The sequence below is a fragment of the Planotetraspora kaengkrachanensis genome (assembly GCF_016862895.1).
Classification (GTDB): domain Bacteria; phylum Actinomycetota; class Actinomycetes; order Streptosporangiales; family Streptosporangiaceae; genus Planotetraspora; species Planotetraspora kaengkrachanensis.
Genome location: NZ_BONV01000025.1, coordinates 1 through 23,891, shown reverse-complemented (window position 1 = coordinate 23,891; position 23,891 = coordinate 1). Strand labels below are relative to the sequence as shown.

Below are 23,891 nucleotides of genomic sequence, written 5' to 3'. Positions count from 1 at the left end.
GTGAAACGGCTCTTGACCTGGCCTTTCACCGGGCGTGATCATGCGCGGATTCGGCAAAGTGGGCGCCGGCCTGCGCTTACGTTGTTCGTGATCATGCACAGGCTCACGAAAACGGACGACCCCGGTATGTGATCGGATCACATACCGGGGTCGCGGGCTTTCCGGGTCGGCTGAACGTCAGCCGGACGATCAGTTGAACAGGACGCGCAGGGTCATCTCCGTGCTCCCCGCGTAGCTCCCGCTCAGCCCGGCCGCGCGAAGCACCTGCACGTTGGCCTTCTCGTCGTCCTTCATGCCGCCGAGGTAGAGCGGCTCGAGCTTGTCGAGGTCGACGTACATGGCGTAGGTCGCCTTGTCGGCCTCGGGGACGGCCAGCTTGAAGGACTCGCTGTCACCGAGGGTGCCCTTCGTGCTCAGTTTGTCCGCGTACTCCGGTGAGCTGGCCACCACGAGCTGCCCGTCGCCGGGCTTCGTGGCGAGTCGCAGCGGGGCGCCGGAGCCGGCGAGGATCCCCTCCAGCTTGGTCACGATCCCCTGCGCCTTGACCGGGTCTGTCGTGAGGACCGCGCCGACGTTCGGCTGCTGCCCGTCCAATCCCTCCTGGTCGAGCGCGATCGTGAGGCTCTTGCCGAGCAGCGTGACGACGTCGTCCGGGATCGAGAGGCCGTAGAGCTGCTGGAACTGCTCGAGGCTCTTGGTGAAGACCTGGCCGTCGGGGTTCGCCTGGGCCGCCTGCTGGATCGTCGGCCACTGCTTGGCGAAGCCGTCTCCGAGGCCCGACAACGACACGGCGCCCACGGTCGAGGCGGGCAGCTCCGCGATCTTGACCGGCTGCGCGTCGATCTGGGTGGGCTGTCCGCCCCTGGTGATCGCCGCCAGTTCGGCGTAGTCGTCGTCGAACCGGAGGGCGCCGGCGAAGCGCGTGTCCTTGATCGACTCCAGCGTCGACGCGTTGAGGCCTTGGGCCTCGGCGCCCGACATGGCGGCCAGCTTGCCGAGATTCATCCAGAACGACATCACGCCGGGCTCGCCGACGGCAGCGGTGTCACCGCCGAACTCGGCGTTCTGCGCCAGCGTCGCCGCCTTGGCGTACCCGTCGGCCGCCGCCTGCGTCTTGGCCAGGATCGCGTAACCGTCGCGGAACGCGAGCCCGAACTCGTCCTCGGCGCCGAGTTTGGCGATGCCGTCCCGCGCCGCGGCCTCGTCCTTCACTTGTACGGCAACCGCGATGTCGGGATCTTTGCCGTCCCCTGCGGGAGGCAGTACGGCCAGGCCGGCACGGTCGCCGAGCCACGGCTCGACGTCCTTGGCGTAGTCGACCTTCGCCAGGTCGGGGGAGTCGCCCTTGATGGCCTCGAAGAGGGCCTTGCGCGGGTCGTCGTCGCTGAGGGAGTCCCTGATCCCCGGGAACTTCCTGCCGATGGCCAGCAGGGCCACCTTCTGGTTGGCCGCGGGGTCGAGGTCCAGCCGGAGGTAGGCGATGGCGTTGCCGGGCAGCACGTCCTGCGGCTGCGTTCCCCCACCGTTCAGCTGCGAGAACGCCCAAACGCCGCCGCCTCCGAGTATGAGGACGAACAGGGCCGAGATGGCCGCGATCAGCCAGCCGCGGCCGCGCTTGGCCGGAGCGTCTTCGGTCCCGCCCGGAACGTTGAACCCGAGTTCCTCGGCCGCGCCGTACGGCAACTGCTGGGTGTGCGCATCGTTCGTGGCCGCCTGCCATGGTTGCGGCGTCCGGTGTTCGATGGTCCGGTCAGGGTCCGGATTCTCCGGGAATGAAGCGCCCGGAGGAGTATCGGCAGACATAGTTCACGCCCCGTATGTACTTTTAGATGATCTACGTAATTATGCCGGTCAAATAGAGAAAAGCCGGTCAATAAGTTGATTGCGTCACATATTCGTGACAAGGCGTGGACCTCCGCTAAAGTACTCACTAGAACAAGGTTCGGTTGAGGCTTTCGTGCGAGGAGCGTTGTGACCAAGTTCGATGAGGCGACGCAGGCGATCCGGGTCGACGACGCGACTTATGACGTGTGTCTCGACGGCGGCTATTCGATCGGCGGGCCGCTGAACGGCGGGTACCTGCTGGCGGCCGTCCTGCGTGCCGTGGTGGACGAGTCGCCGCATGAGCATCCGGTGTCGACGAGTGCCCAGTTTCTGCGGGCCGCGAGCCCAGGACCGGCCACGGTGAAGATCGAACGCCTCAAGTCGGGCAGGACGGCCACGATGACCCGGGCGACGCTGGTGCAGGACGGCAGGCCTTTCATCGACACCCTGGTGACGACGGCGACGCTGGACCCGGCCGCCACCCCGGAATGGACGGGCGAGCCCGCCAATCGCATGCCTGATTTGTCCGAATGTGTGCAACTTCCGGATCCCAAGCCGGAATCGAACATGAACCTGAACGCGCAGATGGAGTTGCGATTCGATCCGCCGACCATCGGATGGCTCGCTGGAGAGCCGACGGGACGGCCGGAGTCGCGGGCCTATTTCCGGCTGGCCGAGCCGCAGGACCCCGACCCGTTCGTGCTCGCCCTCGCCGTCGACGCGCTGCCGCCGGTGGTGTTCTCGGCGGGAGCGAGGGGGTGGGCGCCCACGGTGGAGCTGACGTGGCATCTGCGCGCGCTTCCCGCCCCCGGGTGGCTGACCCTGCTGGGCAGCGGAAGGCTGATCAGCGAAGGCTGGTTCGACGAGGACGTCGAGGTGTGGGACTCGGCCGGCCGCCTCGTGGCCCAGTCTCGCCAGCTCGCGCGGGTCGGACGAGGCTGACCCCCTCCGTGCGGGATTCGCGCCTCGGTGCATGATCACGGCGGGTGTTTCCGCTGGTCCGGGCGATTTTCTCGAACCTGCACATGATCACGATGTGCGTTTCCGCTGGTCGAGACGCTTTTCTCGAACCTGTGCATGATCACGGGCGGGGGAGTCGCAGGTCGGCGGTGGCGCCGCCGAATCTCTGCATGATCACGCCAAGGGATCGGGGGTTGTGAGGATTCTTACCGTGAGTGGCCGTGCATGATCCCCTAACCTTGGGAAGCGTGCCGGACAACAGCGGGGCGATCGGGATTTTCGACAGCGGCGTCGGCGGACTGACCGTCGCCCGGTCCATCCTCGACCAACTGCCCCACGAATCGATCTTCTACGTGGCCGACACGGCGCGGCAGCCGTACGGGCCGAAGAGCATCGCCGAAGTCCGGCGGTATGCGCTCGAGGTCATGGACCACCTGGTCGAGCACGATGTGAAGATGCTGGTGATCGCCTGCAACAGCGCCACCGCCGCCGTGCTCAGGGACGCCAGGGAGCGATACCGGGTGCCGGTCGTCGAGGTGATCCAGCCCGCCACCCGACGGGCCGTGCGGGCCACCAGGAACGGCAGAGTCGGCGTGATCGGCACGCGGGCCACGATCGAATCGATGGCCTACCACGACGCCTTCGCCGCCGCGCCGCACGTCGAACTCGTGGGGGTCGCGGCTCCGCTCCTCGTGGAGTTCGTCGAGCGGGGCGAGACGATGAGCGATGAGCTCATCGACGTCATCCGCGGGTATCTGAAACCCATCCAGGACGCGGGATGCGACACCCTCATCCTGGGCTGCACGCACTACCCGCTGCTCACAGGCGCCCTGTCCTATGTGGCGGGAGACGCGGTCACCCTCGTGTCGAGCGCCGAGGAGACCGCCAAGGACGTCTACCGTGTCCTGCACGACCGGGGACTCGCCAACGGGGCGGGCGAACCCCGTCATCGCTTCGCGGCCACGGGCGACACCGTCCTGTTCGAGGAGCTGGGTCAGCGGTTCCTCGGCCCGGAGATCCAGGCGGTCGAGCTCGCGCCGGTCGGGGACGAGTCCGACATGGGGAGGTCGGCGTGAAGTTGACGATCATCGGGTGCTCGGGCAGCTTCCCCGGCCCGGACAGCCCTTCGTCGTGCTATCTGCTGGAGGCCGAGGGCTTCCGGCTGCTCCTCGACTTCGGCAACGGCTCCCTCGGCGCGCTGCAGCGCCATCTGGGGCTCTACGACGTCGACGCGATCTGCCTGTCGCACCTGCACGCGGACCACTGCCTGGACATGTGCTCCTACCACGTCGTGCGCACCTACTCGCCCGACGGGCCGCTGCCGAGGGTGCCCGTCCACGCTCCGGCGGCGGCGTCCCAGCGGCTCAACGCGGCCTATGCCATGCCCGACGAGCCGGTCATGGAGAAGTCCTTCGACTTCGCGCGGCTCTCGCCCGGTACGCGGGAGATCGGTCCCTTCGAGGTCACCGCCGCGCTGATGAACCATCCGGTCGAGACCTACGGCTTCCGCGTCACCTACGGCGGCAGATCGGTGGCCTACTCCGCCGACACCGGCGAGTCCGCCGAGCTCGTCCAGCTGGCTCGCGGCGTCGACGTGCTGCTGTGCGAGGCCTCCTTCATCGACGGCCCCGATCTCAAGCCCGGCCTGCATCTCAGCGGACGGCAGGCGGCCGAGCACGCCGCCCGCGCCGAGGCGCGCAGCCTCGTCCTCACCCACCTCGTCCCCTGGAACGACCAGGAGAGGGTGCTGGCCGACGCGTCGCGCGGCGGTTTCGCCGGTCCGACGGAGCTGGCTCGGAGCGGCGCCGTCTATGACCTAGGGTGACCCCTATGGCTCGTTCAGACGGACGTCGTCCCGATCAGCTTCGCCCCGTGACCATCACCCGGAACTGGCTCGCCCACGCCGAGGGTTCCGTGCTCGTCGAGTTCGGCGGCACACGGGTGCTGTGCGCCGCCTCCGTGGAGCCCGGAGTGCCCCGATGGCGCAAGGGCAGCGGCCTCGGCTGGGTGACGGCCGAATACGCGATGTTGCCCCGCGCGACCAACACGCGGGGAGACCGTGAGTCGGTCCGCGGCAAGATCGGCGGCCGGACCCACGAGATCTCACGCCTGATCGGCCGCTCGTTGCGGGCCTGCGTCGACTACAAGGCGCTGGGGGAGAACTCGGTCATCCTCGACTGCGACGTGTTGCAGGCCGACGGCGGAACGCGGACGGCCGCGATCACCGGGGCCTACGTCGCGCTCGCCGACGCCGTCGCCTGGATGCGCAAGCGCAAGATGTGCCCGGGAGACCCGCTGGTCACGTCGGTCGCCGCGGTCTCCGTGGGCGTCATCGGCACGGAGCCCATGCTCGACCTCTGCTACACCGAGGACGTCAAGGCCGAGACCGACATGAACGTGGTGATGACCGGCGGCGGCGACTTCGTCGAGGTGCAGGGCACCGCCGAGGGCGCGCCCTTCGACCGGGCGATGCTGAACGGCCTGCTCGACCTGGCCGCCGGCGGATGCGCCGAGCTGACCCGCCTCCAGGCCGAGGCGCTCGCGAAGGCGAGCGAGTGAGCGGCGAGCGAGTGAGCGGCGGCGGGATGAACAAGGTGGTCCTGGCGACCAGGAACGCCGGCAAGATCGTGGAGCTGCGCAGGATCCTGGAGGAGTCCGGCCTGCAGATCGAGCTCGTAGGGCTCGAGGACTTCCCGCACATCGCGGACGTGGCCGAGACAGGGCTGACGTTCGCCGAGAACGCGCTGCTCAAGGCGCACGCCGTCGCGTCCGAGAGCGGGTTGCCCGCGATCGCCGACGACTCCGGGCTCTGCGTAGACGCGCTGAACGGCATGCCGGGGATCTTCTCCGCCCGCTGGTCGGGCTCCCACGGGGACGACCTCGCCAACCTGCGGCTGCTCCTGGCGCAGATCTCGGACGTCCCCGACGGCCGCCGCCAGGGGCACTTCGCCTGTACGGCCGCGCTCGCGCTGCCTTCGGGCGAGGAGCACGTGGTCGAGGGTGCCATGCACGGCCACGTCATCCGTGAGCCGAGGGGCGCCAACGGCTTCGGCTATGACCCGATCTTCGTTCCGGACGGCGAGAGCCGTACCACCGCGGAGATGTCCGCCGGGGAGAAGGACGCGATCAGCCACCGGGGCCGGGCCTTCCGGGCGCTCGTGCCGGTCATCGAGTCGATCGTTCTGTAATCCACCCGTAAGACCTGCCGGCGCGGGCGGGGCGTAGCGTTCCCCTGTGAAGATGGACGACGGCGGCTCTCGCCTGCCTCGGTGGGTGGCGGCCGTGATCGGGGTCGTCGCGGGAGCGGTCGCACTCGGCGTGGCCCAGCTTGCGGCCGGACTGACCAACGCGAGCGCCTCGCCGGTGATCGCGGTCGGCGGCGCGGTGGTCGACCAGACCCCGGCCGGGCTCAAGGACTGGGCGATCAGGAACTTCGGGTCCAACGACAAGCTGGTTCTGATCACCGGCATCGTCGTGGTGCTCGCGCTGATCGCCGCCGGCCTCGGCGTGCTCTCCCGCCGGCGGATCGGGTACGGCATGACGGGGCTGCTGGTGTTCGGCCTCATCGGCGCCGGGGCCGCGGCCACCCGGCCCGACTCTGGGCCGTTCGACATCCTGCCGTCCCTGCTCGGCGTGGGCGCCGGGTCGTGGGCGCTGTCCCTGCTGTTCCGCCGGGTGGCGCGCGACGGCTGGGACGACCTCCCGGAGGAGTATCCGGTCGCGGAGGGAACGCCGGCGGGGACGACCGGTCCCGAGGCCGAGGCCGGTCCAGCGGACGAGGGGGAAACGGGCGGCGCCGAGCCGATCGCACGGCCGGCCGAGAAGCCGCCGGTGATGCGGGCGGGTGACGACCTCTACACGTTCGACCGCCGGCGTCTGCTGACCGGTGTGGCCGTCGGGGTGGGAGTCGCCGGAGTCGCCGGGTTCGGCGGGCGCCTTCTCGCGTCCTCCAGGGACGTGGACGTCGCCAGGCGGACCGTCGCGAAGACGCTGCCGCGGCCCGCGGTCACGGCCAAGGCGATCCCGGCGGGGGCGGATCTGCGCATCAGGGGCCTGTCGCCCTTCGTCACGCCCAACCGCGACTTCTACCGGGTGGACACCGCCCTGGTCGTGCCCTCGGTCGATCCCGCCGACTGGACGCTGAAGATTCACGGGCTGGTCGACAAGCCGGTCGAGCTCACCTTCGACGATCTGCTCAGGCGACCGCTGATGGAGGCGGACGTCACGCTGACCTGCGTGTCCAACGACGTCGGCGGGCCGTACGTGGGCAACGCCCGCTGGCTCGGCACGCGACTGGCCGACGTGCTCCGCGACGTGGGGATCAGCTCGCAGGCCGACATGCTGCTGAGCGTCTCGCAGGACGGTTTCACCTGCGGCACCCCCGTCGACGTCGTCATGGACGGAAGGGACGCGCTGCTCGCCGTCGCGATGAACGGGGAGGTGCTGCCGGCCGCGCACGGGTTCCCCGTCCGCCAGGTCGTCCCGGGGCTGTACGGATACGTGTCCGCCACCAAGTGGATCACCGAGATCAAGGTGACGCGGTTCGACGAGGACGAGGCCTACTGGACGCCGCGGGGCTGGGCGCCGCTTGGCCCGATCAAGACGCAGTCCCGGATCGACGTCCCGCGAGACGGCGACGTCGTCCCCCCGGGCCCGACCACGATCGCCGGAGTCGCCTGGGCCCAGCACAAGGGGATCTCCGCGGTCGAGGTCCAGATCGACGGGGGCGAATGGCGTGAGGCGAAGCTCGCCGAGGTGAACGGCCCGGACACGTGGAGGCAGTGGTCGATCGAGGTGCCCCTTACCCCGGGAGAGCGGGTCATCGCGGTGCGGGCGACCGACGCGAGCGGTTACACGCAGACGCCGGACTACGCGCCGCCCGCCCCCGACGGGGCGAGTGGTCACCACGCCATCAGCATTCAGGTCAGCTGAACCTGGACGTACTCGGGCGAAACCCGGTGAGGGCCGTCGGCGATCCGTCTGGACTTGGGAAAGCCACTGTGACGAGAGTGAGGCCGCCTCTAGCATCGGCACCCTGATTACGTGTCAGGGAGGGGGCCGCAGCACGTGACTCAGGAGATGGCTCGCAGGCATGCCCGGTGGCGGTTGCCGACCGGCGTCTACAACCCGATCGTGAGCGCCGACGGGCGTAGGTGGCGTGATTACGAGAAGGCCGCGGATACTCCCGCGTCCCCGGACGACCGGCACCGGGACGACCGGCACCGGGACGACCGGCACCGGGACGACCGGCACCCGGACGACCTCCGCGTGGACGGCCGAGGCCAGGAGAGCCGCCACGCGCAGGCACGCGCGACGGCCCTGCCGAACGGTCCGGTGACCGGTCCGTCCAACGCCATGGCGGACAGCCCGGCGGCCGGCCTGATGAACGGCCTCGCCGCCGGGTCGTCGAACGGAACGTCGCACGCGATGTGCAACGGCATGTCCAACGGCATGTCCAACGGCATGTCCAACGGCACGTCGAACGGGCTGCTGAGCGGCTTGCTCAACGGATTGGCGAAGGGCGCACGCAACGGCAGGGTGAAGGCAACGCCAGGCACGCCGCTGGGCGGCACGCCGAACGGCTCGAACGAGATGCCGGAACACGGCGGCTGCGACAGCCGGAACGACGGCCCGAACGACGGTCAGGGCGAGGGCGACGCGGTGGTCACGGAGGTGACCGAGGGTGTCACCGGCTCAGCGCCGGACGTCGACGGCGCCGCCGACACCACGGAACCGGAGGTCCACGCGGCCGATTCGGCCGGGGAGATGATCGACGGGGCCGCCAGGCAGACGGGGCCGCACACCACAGCGCAGGCCGCCGCACCTTCCGCAGCGGAGGCCGCGGCACAACCTGAAGCGCAGTCCGTGGCGCAGCCCTCGGTTGAGCCTGAAGCACGGCACGCGGCACAGTCCTTTGCTCAGCCTGAAGCGCAGCAGGTGGCACAGCCCGAAACGCAGCAGATGACACAGCCCGCCACACAGCCCGAAGCGCAGCCGGCGACGCAACCCTCGGTTCAGCCCGTGGTTCAGCCCGACCAGCCCGAGGTGCACGCCGACGCCCAGGCCGCGGTGCACCCCCCGGTCGAGTCGCCTGCCCAGTTCCCGGTCGAGTCCCCGGTTCAGGCCCCGGTTCAGGCCGCAGTGCAGCTCCCGGTTCAGTCCGCGGCGCACGCCATACTGCAGGGGGCGGCGGACACCACGGCACAGTCCGCGGCGTCGGTGGAGGCGCGGGCCGATGTGCAGGCCGCAAGCGCGTCACCGCCTCAGCAGGACGGTCTCAGGCAGGAGCAGGGCGCCGCACAAGTGCAGGGCTTCGCGCGGGGATCGGGCGGCGCCCGATTCAGCAACGGCGCGGGCACCGACCCCGGGCCTGACTGGTTCGACGGTCCCCGCAGGCCGTCGCGGCTGGAGGCGACGCGCCCGTACGGCAAGCCGGGAGGGCTGGCGGAGGCGAGGCCGGGAACCGAGGAGATCCTCGCCCGGGAGAGCCTGGTCCACGCGGTCAGCGGGCGATTTCCCGACCCCCGGGGCACCTGGATACGCCTGATCAACGCGGAAGGGCCGTCGGAGGACCCGTTCAGGTCGACGAACGCCGTCGACTGCGCGCTGGCCGTCGTGTCGACCTGGCACGGCGAACCTGTCGTGGCCGCACGCCGTCACCCGGAGTTCGACGCGGGGGGAAAGCCGCTCCTGACCGGTGAGACGGGGGGAGTCGCCCGCGCCGAGCAGTGGCTCGGCCATCGGTTCGAATATGTCGGGCACGGCCGCCGCGCCTACGTGGCGATCGCGCAACGGCTGGTCTTCGGAGGTCACGGGGCGAGCGCGATGCTCATCACCCGCTGGCCGGGCGGTGGGAGTCACGCATGGAACGCCGTGAACTGCCGGGACGAGGTCCTGTGGATCGACGCGCAGCGGGGTCACATGGCGGTCGAACCACCGTACGAGGCCGTCACCGGGGTCTTCTGCGTGGTCATCGACCGGGAGGGGCAACGTCTTTGATGGTCTCGCCCGATCAGGCGCGGGAACTGGCGGAAGACTATTTCGGAGATCGCTGCGCCGAGGTGGAGTTGCTCGCCTTCGACGGCGGCTACGTCGCCTGGATTTCGGACGACAGGCCCGAGGACCCGAGCGTTCCCCCCGAGACAGTCGGGGGCGGCTGCCTCGTCATCGACGGGACGACGGGCGCGATCGCGATACGGCCACTGCTCGGCCCCGACGATGTGGCCGAGCAGTGGCGCGCCGCCCTCCCGCCTTCGTGACCACCTGCGGGTGATCGGCCAGGTGACGGCTCAGTCGCTCGCGAGGGAGCCCACGATGGACGTGCGCGCGGCCCGCCGGGCGGGGAGCACGGCCGCCAGCACTCCCGCCAGTCCGGACGCCGCGATGAACAACAGGATCTGTCCGACGGGCAGCTGGAAGCTCACCGACTCCGCGATCGTCTCCGTCGCGGCCCAGCCGTAGACGATTCCGAGGACGGTGCCGACGAGGGCGCCGACGAGACCGAGGATCAGCGCCTCGATCGTGAGCATGCCCCGCAGTTGCCCGCGCTTCAGGCCGAGGGCGCGCAGCAGCGCCGACTCACGCGTCCGTTCGTGAACCGACAACGACAACGTGTTCGCGATGCCCAGCAGCGAGATGACGATCGCGAGGCCGAGCAGACCGGTGATGACCGACAGGATCCCGCCGATCGCGTCGTCGAACTGATCGCGGATCTCGGTGGAGCTGGTGACCTTCACCGCCGGGTACGGCTGGGCCGCGTTGTCCACGATCGCCCGCGCCTTGTCCTGATCGGCGCCGTCGGCCGCGATGATCAGGATCTGGTTGTCGTCCACCTTTCCGAAGCGCTCGGCGAAGAACTGCTCCGGCACGGTGATCGACGGCAGCAGCGACTCCGAGTCGAGGATGGCGACCACGCGAAGCGGGGTGGCGTCCTTCTCGGTCCCGATTCTGACGTCGTCGCCCACCTTGATCTTGAGGTGCTCGGCCACGTAGTCGGCGATCATGACCGTCCCCGGCTTGAAGCCGTCAGTGGAGCCCGACGTCGCCTTCGGCCGCATGGTGGACTCGAGAACCGACGACGTCACCGTTCCGATGGGATAGTCCTTGTCGTCGAGCCTGCCCTCGGCCTCCCTGAACTCCGCGACGGTGGCCAGCTCCGGGTGTCCGCGCAGCGCCTCCGCGACCGCGTGGGGGACGTCGCCGGTCTGCGCGGCGACCCGGTAGTCGGCGACGAACTGCGAATCGAGCTCCTGGTCGGCGGTGGCCCGCATGGTCGCGGTGAGGACGGCCATGAACGTCATCAGCGTGACGCCGATGGTGAGGGCGATCGTGGTGGTGGCCGACCGCTTCGGGTTGCGTCGTGAGTTCTCCGTGGCCAGACGGCCCGGCACCCCGAACAGCCGTCCGGGCAGCCAGCCCGCCAGCCCGCTCAGTGGTGTGACGAGCACCGGCCCGAGGATCAGCACGGAGAAGAAGGCCAGTATGCCGCCGGCCATGACGGTCATGAGCGCCGACTCGTCCGGCTTCGCGGTCACGCCCATGTAGGTCAGTCCCGCGGCGGCCAGCCCGAAAATCACGGCGAAGACGATCCGCACGACGCCGGTGCGGAAGGTGTGCTCCTCGGTCTGCGTGCGCAGGGCGGCGACGGGCGCGACCTTGGTGGCCTGGCGAGCCGGGAGCAGGGCCGCGACCACGGTCATGATCAGACCGGTGGCCAGGCCGATGACGATGGTCTGCGGCGACAGCGTCACGGTGCCCGTGGGGACCTCCACGTCAGGGCTGAAGGTGTTCAGGAGGAACACGGCGAGCCCTCCCATGCCGAGCCCGGCGCCCAGGCCGAGGACCGACGAGACCAGCCCGACGATGGTCGACTCCAGCACGATCGATCCGAAGACCTGACGCCGGGTCGCCCCGATGCATCGCAGCAACGCGAGCTCGCGCATGCGCTGGGCAACCAGGATCCCGAAGGTGTTGTAGATCACCAGGCCCGCGACCAGCAGGGCGACGACGCCGAACAGCAGCAGGCCGATCTTCAGGTACTCGGTGCTAGCGCCGTTGGAGGCCGCCAGGTCGGAGGCGAGTTCCTCCCCGGTCTGGACCGTGGCGCCGGACCCCGCGACCGCGGCGATCGCCGTACGGAGGCTCTCCCTGGACGGGCCCGCGGTGGTGACGTCGATCTCGGCGTAGCCCTTCGCTCCCGTCATCCGCATCGCGGTCGCGGGGGTGTAGGCGACCGCGCCGCGGGCGGCGAGGGACTGGTCGACGCCGACGTCGAAGGTGCCGACGAGCCGGAACTCGTGCCGGGCGTTCTTGTCGTCGAGGACGGCGATGGTGTCCCCGATCCGGAAGCCCTCCGTCTTGGCCGTGTTCGTGTCGACCACGGCCTCGCCGTCCGACACCGGCGCACTGCCGCTGGTCAGGTCCATCCGGTACGAGGGGAAGGCCACCCCGGCGGTGACGAGTTCACCGATGGTCTTGCCGTCCTTGCCGATGAGGGCCGCCTCGCCGGACACGACGGGCTGCGCGTCCTTGACGCCGGCGACTGATCCCACCTTGGCGAGCAGGCTCGGGGGAAGCGGGTTCTCCTCGTCTTTCGCGAGGACCGCGACGTCGATCTTGTCGGCGGCGGCGGTGAAGGACTGGCTGAAGCCGGCGTCGATCGTGTCGGTGAGCACGAAGGTCCCGGCGATGAAGCCCACGCCGAGGATGATGGCCAGCGAGGTGAGCAGCAGCCGGAGCCGGTGCGCCAGCAGGCCCGCGATGGTGGTCCTGAACACGGCTCAGGCCTCCAGCGCCACGAGCGTGTCGAGCACGGTCTGCGGCGTCGGCTGCTCGAGCTCGCGCACCAGCAGGCCGTCGCGGAGGAACACGACCCTGTCGGCGTACGACGCGGCGACCGGGTCGTGGGTCACCATCACGATCGTCTGCCCGAGCTCCCGCACCGACGTGCGGAGGAACGACAACACCTCCGCGCCGCTGCGCGAGTCGAGGTTGCCCGTCGGCTCGTCCGCGAAGATCACTTCAGGCTTGCTGATGAGCGCCCGGGCGACGGCGACGCGCTGCTGCTGGCCGCCGGACAGCTGGCTCGGCTTGTGCCGCAACCGGTCGCGGAGGCCGACCGTGTCGATCACACGGTCGAACAGCGCCTGGTCGGGCTGCCGTCCGGCGATCTGCAGCGGCAGCAGGATGTTCTGCTCGGCGGTCAGGGTGGGCAGCAGATTGAACGCCTGGAAGATGAAGCCGACACGTTCGCGCCGCAACATCGTGAGCCGCTTGTCGTTCAGCCGGGTGATCTCGACGTCGCCGATGGAGACGTGGCCGTCCGTAACCGAGTCGAGCCCGGCGAGGCAGTGCATCAGCGTGGACTTGCCGGAGCCCGACGGGCCCATGATCGCGGTGAACGCCCGGGTGGCGAACTCGACGTCGATGCCGCGTAGGGCGTGCACGGCCGCGTCGCCTGAGCCGTATACCTTGGTGAGCCCCTGCGCGGTCACGGCGCTCCGGAAACTCGTGATTGTGGTCATACGGAAAACCCTAGGTACGTGATCATGCGCGTACCTCTGCCGTGCGAAGGGCTTTCTGTTCCGCTTGCCGTGGGTCCGTAGGGCCCGTCTGCGATTTCTGATGTAGTCCCGAGTCAGCCCTGGGTACGATCCGGCGTGACGAGCCCGCTCTCGTACGCGTAGACGACGGCCTGGGCACGGTCACGCAGGCTCAGTTTGGCCAGGATCCGGCCGAGGTGGGTCTTCACCGTCGCCTCCGCCAGGCGCAACTGCTGGGCGATCTCCGCGTTCGACAGCCCCAGGGCCACGTGGTACAGGACTTCACGCTCCCGCGCCGTCAGGGTGTCGTCCTGCCGTCTGAGCGCCTCGCCGACCGGCAGGTGCACGGCGACGCGGTCGAGCAGGCGCCTGGTCGTGCTGGGGGCGATCACCGCGTCGCCGGCGTTGACGGAGCGGATGGCGCTGATCAGCTCGGGCGGCGGCACGTCCTTGAGCAGGAAGCCCGAGACGCCCGCCTTGATGGCCTCGAAGGCGTACTCGTCCAGGTCGAAGGTCGTCAGCATGAGCACCTTGGGCGAACTGGGGGACGCGCAGATGAGCCTGGCCGCCTCCACGCCGTCCATACGGGGCATCCGGACGTCCATCAACACCACGTCGGCCTCGAGCGTGCGCAACATCTCGACGGCCGAGGCGCCGTCCGCGGCCTCGCCCACGACCTCGATGTCGGGTTGCGCCCCGAGCACCATCCGGAATCCCGTGCGCACCAGTTCCTGGTCGTCGACCAGCATCACTCGGATCATCGCCGCCGCTTCCTGTCCGTCATACCGTCACTCCGGTCGGGATCCGCGCGAGCACCTGGAAGCCGCCGCCCACCTTCGGGCCCGCGTCGATGCTCCCGCCGTACATCGCCGCCCGCTCCCGCATGCCGACCAGTCCGTGCCCGCCGTCCGGCGCGATCGCGGCCGCGCCCCTGCCGTCGTCGGAGATCCGCAGCAGGACCTCGCCCCTGCCGTACGTCATGTCGACCATGGCGCGCGCACCCGGGCCTCCGTGTTTGAGGGTGTTCGTCAGCGCCTCCTGGACGATCCGGTAGATCACCAGCTGTTCTCCCTCCGGCAGCGCCTGCGGCACCCCGGAGACGGTGAAGTCGATCGGCAACCCGGAGTCGCCGACCTGCTTGATCAGGTCGCCGAGTTGTGCCACGCCCGGTTGCGGAGCGTACTCCTGTCTGTGGTCCCCCTCCTGCCTGAGCACCCCCACCAGGCGGCGCATCTCCGCGAGCGCCGTGCGCCCCGTCGCCGAGATCGCCTGTACGGCACGGCGGGCCTGCTCCGGGTCGCTGTCGATGGCGTAGCCCGCGCCGTCCGCCTGGACGACCATCACGCTGACGTTGTGCGCGACGACGTCGTGCAACTCCCTGGCGATGCGGGTGCGCTCGGCGGCCGCGGCGATCTGCGCCTGCTGGTCCCGCTCTCGCTCCGCGCGTTCGGCACGCTCCACCAGGCCCTCGACGTATCGCCGCCGGGTGTTCGCGTAGATCCCGGTGATCCAGATGGCGATGACGAACACCGACATGGAGGCGAAGGCGTTCGGGTCGAACCGGCCGTAACGGGTCTGCGCGAGCGCCAGCCCGAGTTCGGCCACCAGGCCGGCCGCGACGGCCCAGGCGGCTGTGCATCGGGCGGCCACGCCGTACATCGCGACCAGGACGGCGATGTTCGCCGGGAGCTCGGACAGGCCGCCCAGCCATTGGCCGAAGCTCATCAGGGCGACGGCCGCGAACACCTCGCGGGGGTACTTCCTGCGCAACATGAGCGGCGCGAGGAGCGCGAGCGTCAGGAACACCCCCGCCGGCATCCCGACGCGGGAGCCGCCCAGCCACTGGGCGTCGCTGAAATTCGGGACCGTGGCCAGGCAGAACAGGACCACCGGTGAGATGGTGACGGAGTCGATCAGTACGGGGTGACGCCGGGCCCAGGCGCGTGGTCTGCCGAACACGGTTTCAACCATACGTAGTGGCTGCTCAGCGGTGTTCCGCCTTCGGAGTGATCCGGGCGTACGACTCAGGTCGCACATGCGAGGACGGGCCTTACGCCGCCTTTACGAAATGAGGACCATCATTATCCCCGGGAGCGCCTCGGTCGGGGCGGACAGGAGATCTGTGATGGCGGATCAACATGGAGGGCCGCGCGATGCTGAGGATGAGTCGCGCGTTCCGGGGCCGGGAGAGGGCACCACACCGCTTCCTGCCGAGGCGGCTCCCCACCAGTCCACGGCGGAGTCACGCTCCGGACCTGCTGCAGGGCCCGGAGTAGGCTCCGCCGGCCAATCATCCCCACGGCGATACGCGTTCGGGCCCGGAGGCGCCGGCTGGAATGCTCCGGGCTGGCGTCCCGCTCCGGGGCCCGGCGGGCCTGGTGTTGCCGGCGGGCCTGGTGTTCCTGGTCCACCGGCGCAGCCGACGGGACCCACGGGCGCCCCTCGGCCGCGACGCACGGACTCCGGCCGACTCGTGATCGTCGGCGTGGTCTGCGCGGTGGTGGGAGCCCTGTTCGGCGGGGGCGTCGTCCTGGTCGGCGACACTCTCTGGCACCGGTTCCACGACCAGCGCTACGGAGTCGTGTGGTCCGACCCCGACCAGGGTCAGCGCCGGTTCCCGCGAGACGGCCAGGGCGGGCCGCGCTTCGGGCAGGACCAGCAGTCCGGCGATCTGCCGCAAAACTGCCGCTGGACCGACGCGGGACTGCAGTGCGCCGCTCCGGGTTCGTGACCGCGTCCACCGGTCACACAGTGGGGCCGGTGGGATTCGAACCCACGCTGGACGGCACCTAAAGCCGCTGTCTCTGCCGTTGGACTACGGCCCCTTGGTCTGTTCTGCGCACCGTGAACGGCGGTGCGGTCCCTGTGACATCACAGGCAGGCGCCGCCCATCGTACAGGCTGGATACCGCCGGAGGCCGCCCGTTTTGCGGGGGCCTCAGGCGGTGTGACCGTACGGGTCAGGCGATGCCGAGCTCCTTGACCAGCCGGGCGACGTGGCCGGTCGCCTTCACGTTGTAGAGCGCCTTCTCGATCTTGCCGTCGGCGTCGATGACGAAGGTCGAGCGGATGACACCCATGATCGTCTTGCCGTAGTTCGTCTTCTCGCCGTAGGCGTCGTACGCCTTGTGCACGTCGAGATCGACGTCGGACAGGAGCGGGAACGTGAGCCCGTCGCGCTCGCGGAACTGCTGGAGCTTGGCGGGCTTGTCCTTGGAGACACCGAGGACGACGAAGCCCTGGGCGGTCAGCGAGCCCAGATTGTCGCGGAAGTCGCAGGCCTGCTTGGTGCAGCCTGGAGTCATCGCCGCTGGGTAGAAGTAGAGGATGACGCGCTTGCCACGGAACGACGTGAGCGACACCGCGTTGCCCTGGTCGTCATCGAGGGTGAATTCGGGTGCGGCGTCGCCGACCTCGAGCCTGCTCATTGATACCTCCGTGAGGGTGACCCGCGTCGTTGTGCGGACAAGCGCCAACCAAACTACCGGTTCGGCCGTTGTGCGGGGTGCGTACCGGACCTGGCAGACTGATCACCTACGGAAACCACAGGAGGGGATCGCATGGCTGACACCGATCCCGATGCGCTGGAACGAGAGATCGAGCGCACCCGGGCCGAACTGGCTCGCACGGTCGACGCCATCGCGGACCGGGTGAGCCCGAAACGGGTGGCCGAGCGCGGCGTCGCCAAGGTCAAGGCCAACGCGGAGCACCTGGTGTCGTCGATCGGGGATCTCGTTGGGGGTCCGACGACGCGGTCCGACACCGAGATGGAGGGGGAGGGACGGTACGCACCGGCGCAGTCCATGGCCCCGGTGCTGATCGGAATCGGCGCCGTCCTCGTCGTGGGGGCCGCCATCATCCTCATGCGCCGTCGCACCCGCTGACCCACCCAACCTTGGGTGTGATCATGCACAGGTTCGTGGAGAGGCCCACTGGCCACCCCAAACCCCGGGCGTGATCATGCACGGATTCGTGGATTGAGGCCGTGACCTGGGCGAACGCGAGTTGTGATCATGCACGGATTCTTCGGCGTGACCGATGACCTGGCAGGACATCGTTCGTGATCAGGCAATCACGTCCGCTGCCGCGCGGGGGGTGGCGTGCGGGGGTGCCACCCCTTTTGCATGATCACGAACTGGCGCGGCGCTGGTCGCAGGGGTCGCGCCCGAATCTGTGCATGATCACGAAGAGAGAAGGGCCAGGTCGCGCGGCATCCTCACGAACCTGTGCATGATCACGCGGGGGAGGGGCTAGAGGAAGGTCTGGCCTTCTCCTCGATAGGTGGGGACTTCCTCGACCAATCGGTCGCCTTCGATCAGATGCAGGCCGGCGAAGCGTTCGCACAGCTCGCCGGCCTTGGCGTGCCGGAACCAGACGCGGTCGCCGATCCGCAGGTCGTAGGCCGCGTCACCGACCAGAGGGGTCTGGACTTCGCCCGCCCCCTCGTTGGAGTCGTACCTCAGCCCGGCCGGCAGATGGGGGTGGGGTAACCGGTTCGCCCCTGACGGGCCCGAGGCCGGATAACCGCCGCCGAGCACCGTCGCGACGCCCGGGGACGGCTTGCGCACCACCGGCAGGGCGAACAACGCCGCCGGCCGCCCGCTGAAGCTCCGGTAGAAGTCGAACAGCCGCGGATGGAAGAAGCCGGAGCCGGCCGCCACCTCGGTGATCGCGTCCTCCGCCGTCGTCCGCTCGATGCTGCCCGTGCCCCCGCCGTTGACGAACTCCAGATCCGTGACCTGCTGTACCGCCTGGACGACCTTGCCGCGCCTGACGGCGAGCTCCTGGCCGGATCTGGCCTGCATCCACCGCACGACCCGCCCGTACGCGCCGGGGACCCGGTCGCCGACCCCGGCGATCTGCGCCTCGTACGCCATGAGGCCCACCAGGCGCATCCCCGGGCGGGCGGCGATGTCCTCGGCGATCCTGGCCGCCTGGCCGGGCTCGCGGACGGGGGAGCGGAGAGCGCCCACGCGCAGTTTCCCGCCGAACGCGACGAACGCCGCGTCCATATCAAGACATATCCGGATCTGGTGAGGAAGGTGGAGGCTCTCGATCAGATCCAGGTGGTCCGGCGAGTCGACCATCACGGTGACCTCTCCGGCGGCCTGGGGGTCGGAGCCGAGCGCGCGCAGCGCGCCCGTGTCCACGGACGGATACGCCACGAGCACGTCGCGCAGGCCGCGGGACACGAGCCAGAGCGCCTCGGGAAGCGTGAACGCCATGATGCCGGCGAAGCCGTCCATGGCGAGGACGCGTTCGAGGATCGCCCGGCTGCGAATCGACTTGCTGGCGACACGGATCGGCTTGCCGTTGGCCCGGCGGACCATGTCGGCGCCGTTGGACCGCAGCGCGTCGAGGTCGACCACCGCGAAGGGCGGGTGCAGGCCCGACGTGGCCTGGTCAAGACGCTGTCGGTCGTCCATGTCCGCAGCCTAGTACGAATAGGCGCAAATTAAATGAGTGCCGCTCACGTTAACTGGCGCTGCGGCAAAGATTCCGATGCCCTGTGGCCATGATCGCGCAAGATGGCGGGTGATCGGCTCGCGGGCGCCTTCCGCCGTGTACCCCTGAACAGGTGACTACAGATCGGATCGCACGCTGTGCTGGCCAGAGGTGACCGTCTGATGAGCGTCGTGCAGGAGATCTTCGCGGGCGCGTCGGCCAGGGGCGACAGCCGCCGTGCCGTACGCCGCAACGCGGTCCGGGCGCTGCGGCCCGGCCGCACGCCCATGGGGATCGTGGTGGCCGCGGTGCTCTCCGTGGGCGCGTGGGCGCTGGCCGTCGAGATCATCGCGACGATCTTCGGCTCGCCCGTCCTGTGGCCGCCGCTCCATCGCCTGCTGTCGACGACCTTCGCGGATCCCGCCGTCCCCGGCACGGCCGCCATGATGATCGTTTGCGGTGTGGGCCTGCTGGCCCTCGCCGTACTACCCGGGCGGCCCCGCCTGGTGCCCCTGGAGTCCGAGGACCCGCTTCTGGTGATGGGACTGACCCGCGCCGGCCTGAGCAGGACCCTCGCGGTCGCGGCCCAGACGGTCGAGGGCGTTCAGCGCGCCCGCGTGCGGATGTTGCGCGACCAGATCGAGGTCGTGGTCGTCACCGAGGCCAAGGGCGCGGGCGAACTGCTGCGCGAGGTCGGCGCGGCCGTGGGGGACCAGCTTTCCGGCCTCGGAGCGCAGTGCCGTCACGAGGTCGTCGTACGGCTGCGCAGGAGGAGGAGAGGCTGAGGATGCGCGCCTACATGGGGAACCGGATCGGCCTCGGCATCGTCGGGCTGGTCATGGCGGCGGCGGGCGTCGGCGTGCTGGCCGCCCGGGCCGATCACCTCGGTGCACGGATCATCGACCTGTCGTTCTTCGTGAACAACGCCTGGGCGCGGCCGCCGGCCGCGGCCACCGCCATCCTGATCGCCCTGATCGTCACGCGCTGGCTCGCGGTCGCCCTCGGGTGGGGGCGCTGCGGGAGCCGTTCGGGATCGGGGACGGCGATGCTGGGCGTCGCGCTGAAGGGCATAGAAGGCATCGGGAGGATCCAGGTCAGGCTGGTCCGCGACAAGCGGATGCGCGTTCTGGTGTCCCTGCTTCCCCGCGCCGACCTGCACGAGGTGATCGGACGCCTCGAAGGCGAGGTGATCCCGCGCGTGCGCGGGGCGGTCGACCGCGAGGACATCCCCACGCTCGTTCGGCTTCACGTCCGCCGGCGCTGACGTTCAGCATTCGATCACGTTGACGGCCAGGCCGCCGCGTGAGGTCTCCTTGTACTTGTCGAGCATGTCCCTGCCGGTGTCCCGCATGGTCTTGATGGCCTTGTCCAGCGCCACGAAGTGACGGCCGTCGCCCCGCAGCGCGATCCTGGCCGCGGCGATCGCCTTGATCGAGGCGACCGCGTTGCGCTCGATGCAGGGGATCTGCACGAGGCCGCCGATCGGGTCGCAGGTCAGCCCCAGGTTGTGCTCGATGCCGATCTCGGCGGCGTTCTCCACCTGCTCGGGGGTGCCGCCAAGCACCTCGGTGAGCCCCGCGGCCGCCATCGAGCAGGCCGAGCCGACCTCGCCCTGGCAGCCCACCTCGGCGCCGGAGATCGAGGCGTTCTCCTTGAACAGCACGCCCATGGCTCCGGCGGTCAGCAGGAAGCGGACCACCCCGTCGTCGTCCGCCCCCGGGATGAACCTCGTGTAGTACGACAGGACGGCCGGGATGATACCCGCCGCGCCGTTCGTGGGGGCCGTGACGATCCGGCCGCCCGCCGCGTTCTCCTCGTTGACGGCGAGGGCGAACAGCGTCACCCAGTCCATGGCGCGCAGGGGGTCGCTGTCGTTCTCGCTCTGGAGCCTGCGGTGGAGCTGGTTCGCCCGGCGCTTGACCTTCAGGCCGCCGGGCAGGACGCCCTCGCTGTGGGTGCCCCGCCGTACGCACTCGACCATGACCGACCACAGGTGGAGCAACTGCCGGCGGATCTCCTCCGGCGTACGGCCGAAGGCCTTCTCGTTCTCCATCATCAGCCCGGACACCGACAGGCCGGTGTCCGCGCAGTGGGCGAGCAGCTCCGCGGCCGTCGTGAACGGATACGGCAGGACCGTGTCGTCCGGCTTGATCCGGTCGGCGCCGGTGGCGTTCTCGTCAACCACGAACCCGCCGCCGACCGAGTAGTAGACCTTCTCCCGCACGACGGTGCCCTCGGAGAACGCCGTGAAGCGCATGCCGTTCGGGTGGTGGGGGAGCGACAGCTTCCGCTCGAACACCAGGTGGTCGCCCACCACGAAGGGCACCTCGTGCGAGCCGTACAGCCGGACGGTGCCGCTCGACCGCATGGCCTCGAGCATCCCGTCGACGCGGTCGACGTCGACGAGCTCCGGCTTCTCCCCGGACAGGCCGAGCAGCACGGCCTTGTCGCTGCCGTGTCCCTTCCCCGTCAGCCCGAGCGACCCGTAGAGGATCACCCGGACCTCGGTGACCTTCTCCAGCAGCCCCTCCGCGTGCAGGCCGCGGGCGAACCGGTGCGCCGCGGCCATCGGGCCGCCCGTGTGCGAGCTGGACGGCCCGATTCCCACCTTGAACAGGTCGAAAACGCTGATAGCCACTGGTCGTCGTCCTTGGAAGAAGTGGTCAGGACTCGGCGGTGGTGAGCGAGGTGTACTCGGCGGAGGTGAGCAGGTCCTCCGGCTCCTCGCCGATCTGCACGCGGAACAGCCAGCCCTCGCCGTACGGGTCGGAGTTGACCAGCGAGGGGTCGTCGACGACGGCCGCGTTGACCTCCACGATCTCACCGGTGACCGGCGCGAAGATGTCGCTCACGGACTTGGTGGACTCGACCTCGCCCACGGCGTCTCCGGCGGTGACCGCGGCGCCGACCTCGGGCACCTGGACGTAGACCACGTCGCCGAGCTGCTCGGCGGCGTACGCGGTGACGCCCACCGTCACGGTGCGGCCGTCATCGAGCCCGGCCACCCACTCGTGCTCCTTGGTGTAGCTCAGGTCTTCGGGAATGCTGCTCACTTGCTCCTCCTGTAAAAAGGCAGGTCAACGACGTCGACCGGTTCATGACTGCCACGAATGTCCACGGCCAGGCCGCCCGCTTCCACGGCGCCGCGCGAGACGTACGCCATGGCGATCGGCTTTCCCAGCGACTGCGAGGGCGCGCCGCTGGTCACCTCGCCCACGACCACGCCGTCACGGGTGACGGGGTAGCCGTGCCGGGGGACCCTGCGTCCGCGCGCGACGAGCCCGACGAGGCGGCGGGTGTCCGCACCGGGGCCGGCCTCCTGGTCCTGGGCCGCGCGTACGGCGAGGGCCGCGCGGCCGACGAAGTCGCCCGGCTTGTCCAGGCGCACCACCCGGCCGAGCCCGGCGTCGAACGGCGTCTGCTCCGCGGTCAGCTCGTTGCCGTAGAGGGGCATGCCCGCCTCGAGGCGGAGGGTGTCGCGGGCGGACAGGCCGGCGGGGCGGAGCCCGAGCCCGGCGCCCGCCTCGGACAGCGCGTTCCACAGCGGCACGGCGTCCTCGTTGCGGACGAACAGCTCGAAGCCGTCCTCGCCGGTGTAGCCCGTGCGGGCGATCAGGGCCTCGAACCCGGCGACGGTCGCGGGGAGGCCGGCGTAGTACTTGAGCCCGTCGAGGTCGGCCTCGGTGAGCTTGGCCAGGATCTCGGCGCTGTTCGGGCCTTGGACCGCGACGAGCGCGAAGGACTCGGACCGGTCCTCCACCCGCGCGTCGTACGCGCCGGCACGCTCGGTCAGCTCCCGCGCGACCATGGGGTAGTTGGCGGCGTTGGCGACGACGAGGAACTCCTCGGGCGCGAGCCGGTAGACGATGAGGTCGTCGAGGACGTGACCGTCACCGTCGACGATCATGGTGTAGCGGGCCCGCCCGGTGTCCAGCGCGCTGAGCCAGCCGACGAGGGCGTGGTCGAGGGCCTCGCCCGCCTGGGGGCCGGTGACGAAGATCTCTCCCATGTGGGAGAGGTCGAAGAGTCCGGCGGCCGTGCGGACCGCGTTGTGCTCGACCGACTCGCTGCCGTAGCGCAGGGGCATGAGCCAGCCCGCGAAGTCCGTCAGGGTGGCGCCGAGGGCCTCGTGGACCTCGTGCAACGGAGTGGACCGGGACATGATGCACCTCAGGAGGACGGATGCTGCGTCGGACTATTGGGCATCCTCCCCCTCTGTCATCGGTGCCTGAGAGCTTCGCCCGTCCTTTGCCGGACTTTCACCTTCGGCGAGGCCTGCAGGCCTGCTTTCCAGAGGACACCTGGCCCGCACGGTCCTTTGCCTTGAGAGGTTCGCGGGGAGGGCTTGCTCCTTCAGGGGCCCTGACAGGATGCCAGGACACTCTCCCGCGCGGGGTCACCGGTGTCCCGTCAGCCTAGTGGGTGAGGGCTGCTCGCGGTAACGCCCGCCGGGCACCTTTCCGCCGATCGCCGGGTCCCACTCCTCGAAATTCTGCGAACTCTCTGTAGTTGAGCGAATACATGAAGTAACTTTACGTTCCATGCCAGGAGTCGACCATGAGATGCCCATCGAGCTGATCCACAACCAGCCGATGACCGCGGTGGAACTGCTGCGGGACGCCGCCGGTGTCCAGCCGCCCTCATTCGCCACCGTCGCGGTGGAGGCGGTGGACTGCACTCAACTGGCCCCGGTGGAGTTCCGCGCCGATTCTGTCGTGGTGCTGCGCGACACGGCAGGAGGAGCGCAGCTTGCGCTGATCGTCGAGGTGCAGAACCGCCGCGACGCGCGTAAGCGGTTCAGTTGGCCCGTGTACTCAGCGGTGCTCAGGGCCCGGCTGGAGTGCCCTACCGCCCTGATGGTCATCTGCCCGGATCCTGCGGTGGCCCGCTGGTGTGAGCAGGCGATCGAGCTGGGCCCCAGCGGGACGATCACTCCGCTGGCCGTTCATCCAGGTCGCATCCCGCTGATCACCGATCCGGAGCGGGCGCGTGCCTGTCCCGAGTTGGCCGTCCTGTCGGCCACCGCGCACGCCGAACGGCCCGAGATCGGACCGGCGCTGCAGGCCATGCTCGCCGCGCTGGACACCCTGGACGAGGATCGGGCGAAGCTATATTTGAACTA

The 23,891-nt window shown here is 69.7% G+C and carries 22 protein-coding genes, 1 tRNA gene, 1 pseudogene and 2 riboswitches; of the genes and pseudogenes, 13 read left to right on the top strand and 11 right to left on the bottom strand.

Annotated features, from left to right (window positions below):
• Positions 1 to 189 precede the first annotated feature (189 nt).
• Entirely contained in the window at positions 190 to 1,803 is a 1,614-nt protein-coding gene (locus Pka01_RS24285; RefSeq protein ID WP_203885169.1) for a DUF3352 domain-containing protein, read from the bottom strand.
• 168 nt (positions 1,804 to 1,971) lie between these two features.
• Between Pka01_RS24285 and Pka01_RS24280 the strand changes: the two genes are divergently transcribed.
• From Pka01_RS24280 to Pka01_RS24245, 8 genes are all read left to right on the top strand, one after another.
• Complete coding sequence (locus Pka01_RS24280; RefSeq protein WP_203885168.1) at positions 1,972 to 2,766, top strand: thioesterase family protein; 795 nt, start codon at positions 1,972 to 1,974, stop codon at positions 2,764 to 2,766.
• Positions 2,767 to 3,032: 266 nt separating this feature from the next.
• Positions 3,033 to 3,860 (top strand): glutamate racemase, encoded by an 828-nt coding sequence (gene murI / locus Pka01_RS24275; RefSeq protein WP_239115259.1) that lies wholly within the window; start codon positions 3,033 to 3,035, stop codon positions 3,858 to 3,860.
• Positions 3,857 to 4,609, top strand: a complete 753-nt coding sequence (locus Pka01_RS24270) for an MBL fold metallo-hydrolase (RefSeq protein ID WP_203885167.1) — start codon at positions 3,857 to 3,859, stop codon at positions 4,607 to 4,609. Before murI ends, Pka01_RS24270 begins: the two co-directional genes overlap by 4 nt.
• A 5-nt stretch (positions 4,610 to 4,614) precedes the next feature.
• On the top strand, positions 4,615 to 5,343 hold the full coding sequence (rph, locus tag Pka01_RS24265) for a ribonuclease PH (protein ID WP_203885166.1): 729 nt from the start codon (positions 4,615 to 4,617) through the stop codon (positions 5,341 to 5,343).
• 26 nt (positions 5,344 to 5,369) lie between these two features.
• Positions 5,370 to 5,972: an RdgB/HAM1 family non-canonical purine NTP pyrophosphatase gene (gene rdgB / locus Pka01_RS24260; RefSeq protein ID WP_203885313.1), complete on the top strand. Its 603-nt coding sequence runs from the start codon at positions 5,370 to 5,372 to the stop codon at positions 5,970 to 5,972.
• Between the two features lie 52 nt (positions 5,973 to 6,024).
• Positions 6,025 to 7,716: a molybdopterin-dependent oxidoreductase gene (locus Pka01_RS24255; RefSeq protein WP_203885312.1), complete on the top strand. Its 1,692-nt coding sequence runs from the start codon at positions 6,025 to 6,027 to the stop codon at positions 7,714 to 7,716.
• 147 nt (positions 7,717 to 7,863) lie between these two features.
• Positions 7,864 to 9,783 (top strand): toxin glutamine deamidase domain-containing protein, encoded by a 1,920-nt coding sequence (locus Pka01_RS40885; RefSeq protein WP_239115258.1) that lies wholly within the window; start codon positions 7,864 to 7,866, stop codon positions 9,781 to 9,783.
• Positions 9,783 to 10,043, top strand: coding sequence for an SUKH-4 family immunity protein (locus Pka01_RS24245; RefSeq protein ID WP_203885165.1), 261 nt, complete (start codon positions 9,783 to 9,785; stop codon positions 10,041 to 10,043). The genes Pka01_RS40885 and Pka01_RS24245 overlap by 1 nt, the downstream gene beginning before the upstream one ends.
• Positions 10,044 to 10,073: 30 nt before the next feature.
• Here the strand turns inward: Pka01_RS24245 and Pka01_RS24240 are convergent, their stop codons facing one another.
• The 4 genes from Pka01_RS24240 to Pka01_RS24225 form a co-directional block, all read right to left on the bottom strand.
• On the bottom strand, positions 10,074 to 12,560 hold the full coding sequence (locus Pka01_RS24240) for an ABC transporter permease (RefSeq protein ID WP_203885164.1): 2,487 nt from the start codon (positions 12,558 to 12,560) through the stop codon (positions 10,074 to 10,076).
• 3 nt (positions 12,561 to 12,563) lie between these two features.
• Positions 12,564 to 13,307 (bottom strand): ABC transporter ATP-binding protein, encoded by a 744-nt coding sequence (locus tag Pka01_RS24235; RefSeq protein ID WP_203885163.1) that lies wholly within the window; start codon positions 13,305 to 13,307, stop codon positions 12,564 to 12,566.
• A 113-nt stretch (positions 13,308 to 13,420) separates the two neighbouring features.
• On the bottom strand, positions 13,421 to 14,086 hold the full coding sequence (locus tag Pka01_RS24230) for a response regulator (protein ID WP_203885162.1): 666 nt from the start codon (positions 14,084 to 14,086) through the stop codon (positions 13,421 to 13,423).
• A gap of 19 nt (positions 14,087 to 14,105) precedes the next feature.
• A complete protein-coding gene (locus Pka01_RS24225) occupies positions 14,106 to 15,284 on the bottom strand; it encodes a sensor histidine kinase (RefSeq protein WP_239115257.1) in 1,179 nt (392 codons plus the stop codon).
• 514 nt (positions 15,285 to 15,798) lie between these two features.
• On the opposite strand from Pka01_RS24225, the gene Pka01_RS24220 reads away from it, so the two are divergent.
• Positions 15,799 to 16,056, top strand: a complete 258-nt coding sequence (locus tag Pka01_RS24220) for a hypothetical protein (RefSeq protein WP_203885160.1) — start codon at positions 15,799 to 15,801, stop codon at positions 16,054 to 16,056.
• A 21-nt stretch (positions 16,057 to 16,077) separates the two neighbouring features.
• Here the strand turns inward: Pka01_RS24220 and Pka01_RS24215 are convergent.
• Together Pka01_RS24215 and bcp are read right to left on the bottom strand one after the other, a co-directional pair.
• Positions 16,078 to 16,150: transfer RNA gene (locus tag Pka01_RS24215), tRNA-Leu, on the bottom strand.
• A 134-nt stretch (positions 16,151 to 16,284) separates the two neighbouring features.
• The gene (gene bcp / locus Pka01_RS24210) at positions 16,285 to 16,752 is read right to left on the bottom strand and encodes a thioredoxin-dependent thiol peroxidase (protein WP_203885159.1); all 468 of its coding nucleotides are present in this window, start codon (positions 16,750 to 16,752) and stop codon (positions 16,285 to 16,287) included.
• Positions 16,753 to 16,884: 132 nt separating this feature from the next.
• On the opposite strand from bcp, the gene Pka01_RS24205 reads away from it, so the two are divergent.
• On the top strand, positions 16,885 to 17,208 hold the full coding sequence (locus Pka01_RS24205; RefSeq protein ID WP_203885158.1) for a DUF3618 domain-containing protein: 324 nt from the start codon (positions 16,885 to 16,887) through the stop codon (positions 17,206 to 17,208).
• A gap of 366 nt (positions 17,209 to 17,574) precedes the next feature.
• On the opposite strand, the gene Pka01_RS24200 is transcribed toward Pka01_RS24205, so the two are convergent.
• Complete coding sequence (locus tag Pka01_RS24200) at positions 17,575 to 18,750, bottom strand: amino acid deaminase/aldolase (protein WP_203885157.1); 1,176 nt, start codon at positions 18,748 to 18,750, stop codon at positions 17,575 to 17,577.
• Between the two features lie 201 nt (positions 18,751 to 18,951).
• Here Pka01_RS24200 and Pka01_RS24195 point away from each other — a divergent pair, with 201 nt between their 5' ends.
• Together Pka01_RS24195 and Pka01_RS24190 are read left to right on the top strand one after the other, a co-directional pair.
• Positions 18,952 to 19,554: a DUF6286 domain-containing protein gene (locus Pka01_RS24195; protein ID WP_203885156.1), complete on the top strand. Its 603-nt coding sequence runs from the start codon at positions 18,952 to 18,954 to the stop codon at positions 19,552 to 19,554.
• Between the two features lie 2 nt (positions 19,555 to 19,556).
• Positions 19,557 to 20,033, top strand: a complete 477-nt coding sequence (locus tag Pka01_RS24190) for a hypothetical protein (RefSeq protein WP_203885155.1) — start codon at positions 19,557 to 19,559, stop codon at positions 20,031 to 20,033.
• Between the two features lie 3 nt (positions 20,034 to 20,036).
• Here the strand turns inward: Pka01_RS24190 and Pka01_RS24185 are convergent, their stop codons facing one another.
• Genes Pka01_RS24185 through gcvT form a run of 3 tightly spaced genes read right to left on the bottom strand, consistent with a single transcriptional unit; the run spans position 20,037 to position 22,931 of the window.
• Complete coding sequence (locus tag Pka01_RS24185; RefSeq protein ID WP_203885154.1) at positions 20,037 to 21,407, bottom strand: L-serine ammonia-lyase; 1,371 nt, start codon at positions 21,405 to 21,407, stop codon at positions 20,037 to 20,039.
• 25 nt (positions 21,408 to 21,432) lie between these two features.
• Positions 21,433 to 21,822 carry a glycine cleavage system protein GcvH gene (gene gcvH, locus Pka01_RS24180; protein WP_203885153.1) on the bottom strand — a complete coding sequence of 130 codons (390 nt, stop codon included), beginning with the start codon at positions 21,820 to 21,822 and terminating at the stop codon, positions 21,433 to 21,435.
• Positions 21,819 to 22,931, bottom strand: coding sequence for a glycine cleavage system aminomethyltransferase GcvT (gcvT, locus tag Pka01_RS24175; protein ID WP_203885152.1), 1,113 nt, complete (start codon positions 22,929 to 22,931; stop codon positions 21,819 to 21,821). Before gcvT ends, gcvH begins: the two co-directional genes overlap by 4 nt.
• Before the next feature lie 43 nt (positions 22,932 to 22,974).
• A riboswitch (glycine riboswitch) is annotated at positions 22,975 to 23,070 on the bottom strand.
• Positions 23,071 to 23,168: riboswitch (glycine riboswitch) on the bottom strand.
• A 163-nt stretch (positions 23,169 to 23,331) separates the two neighbouring features.
• On the opposite strand from gcvT, the pseudogene Pka01_RS24170 reads away from it, so the two are divergent.
• Positions 23,332 to 23,891 (top strand): annotated as a pseudogene (locus Pka01_RS24170) (hypothetical protein); the annotation flags it as partial.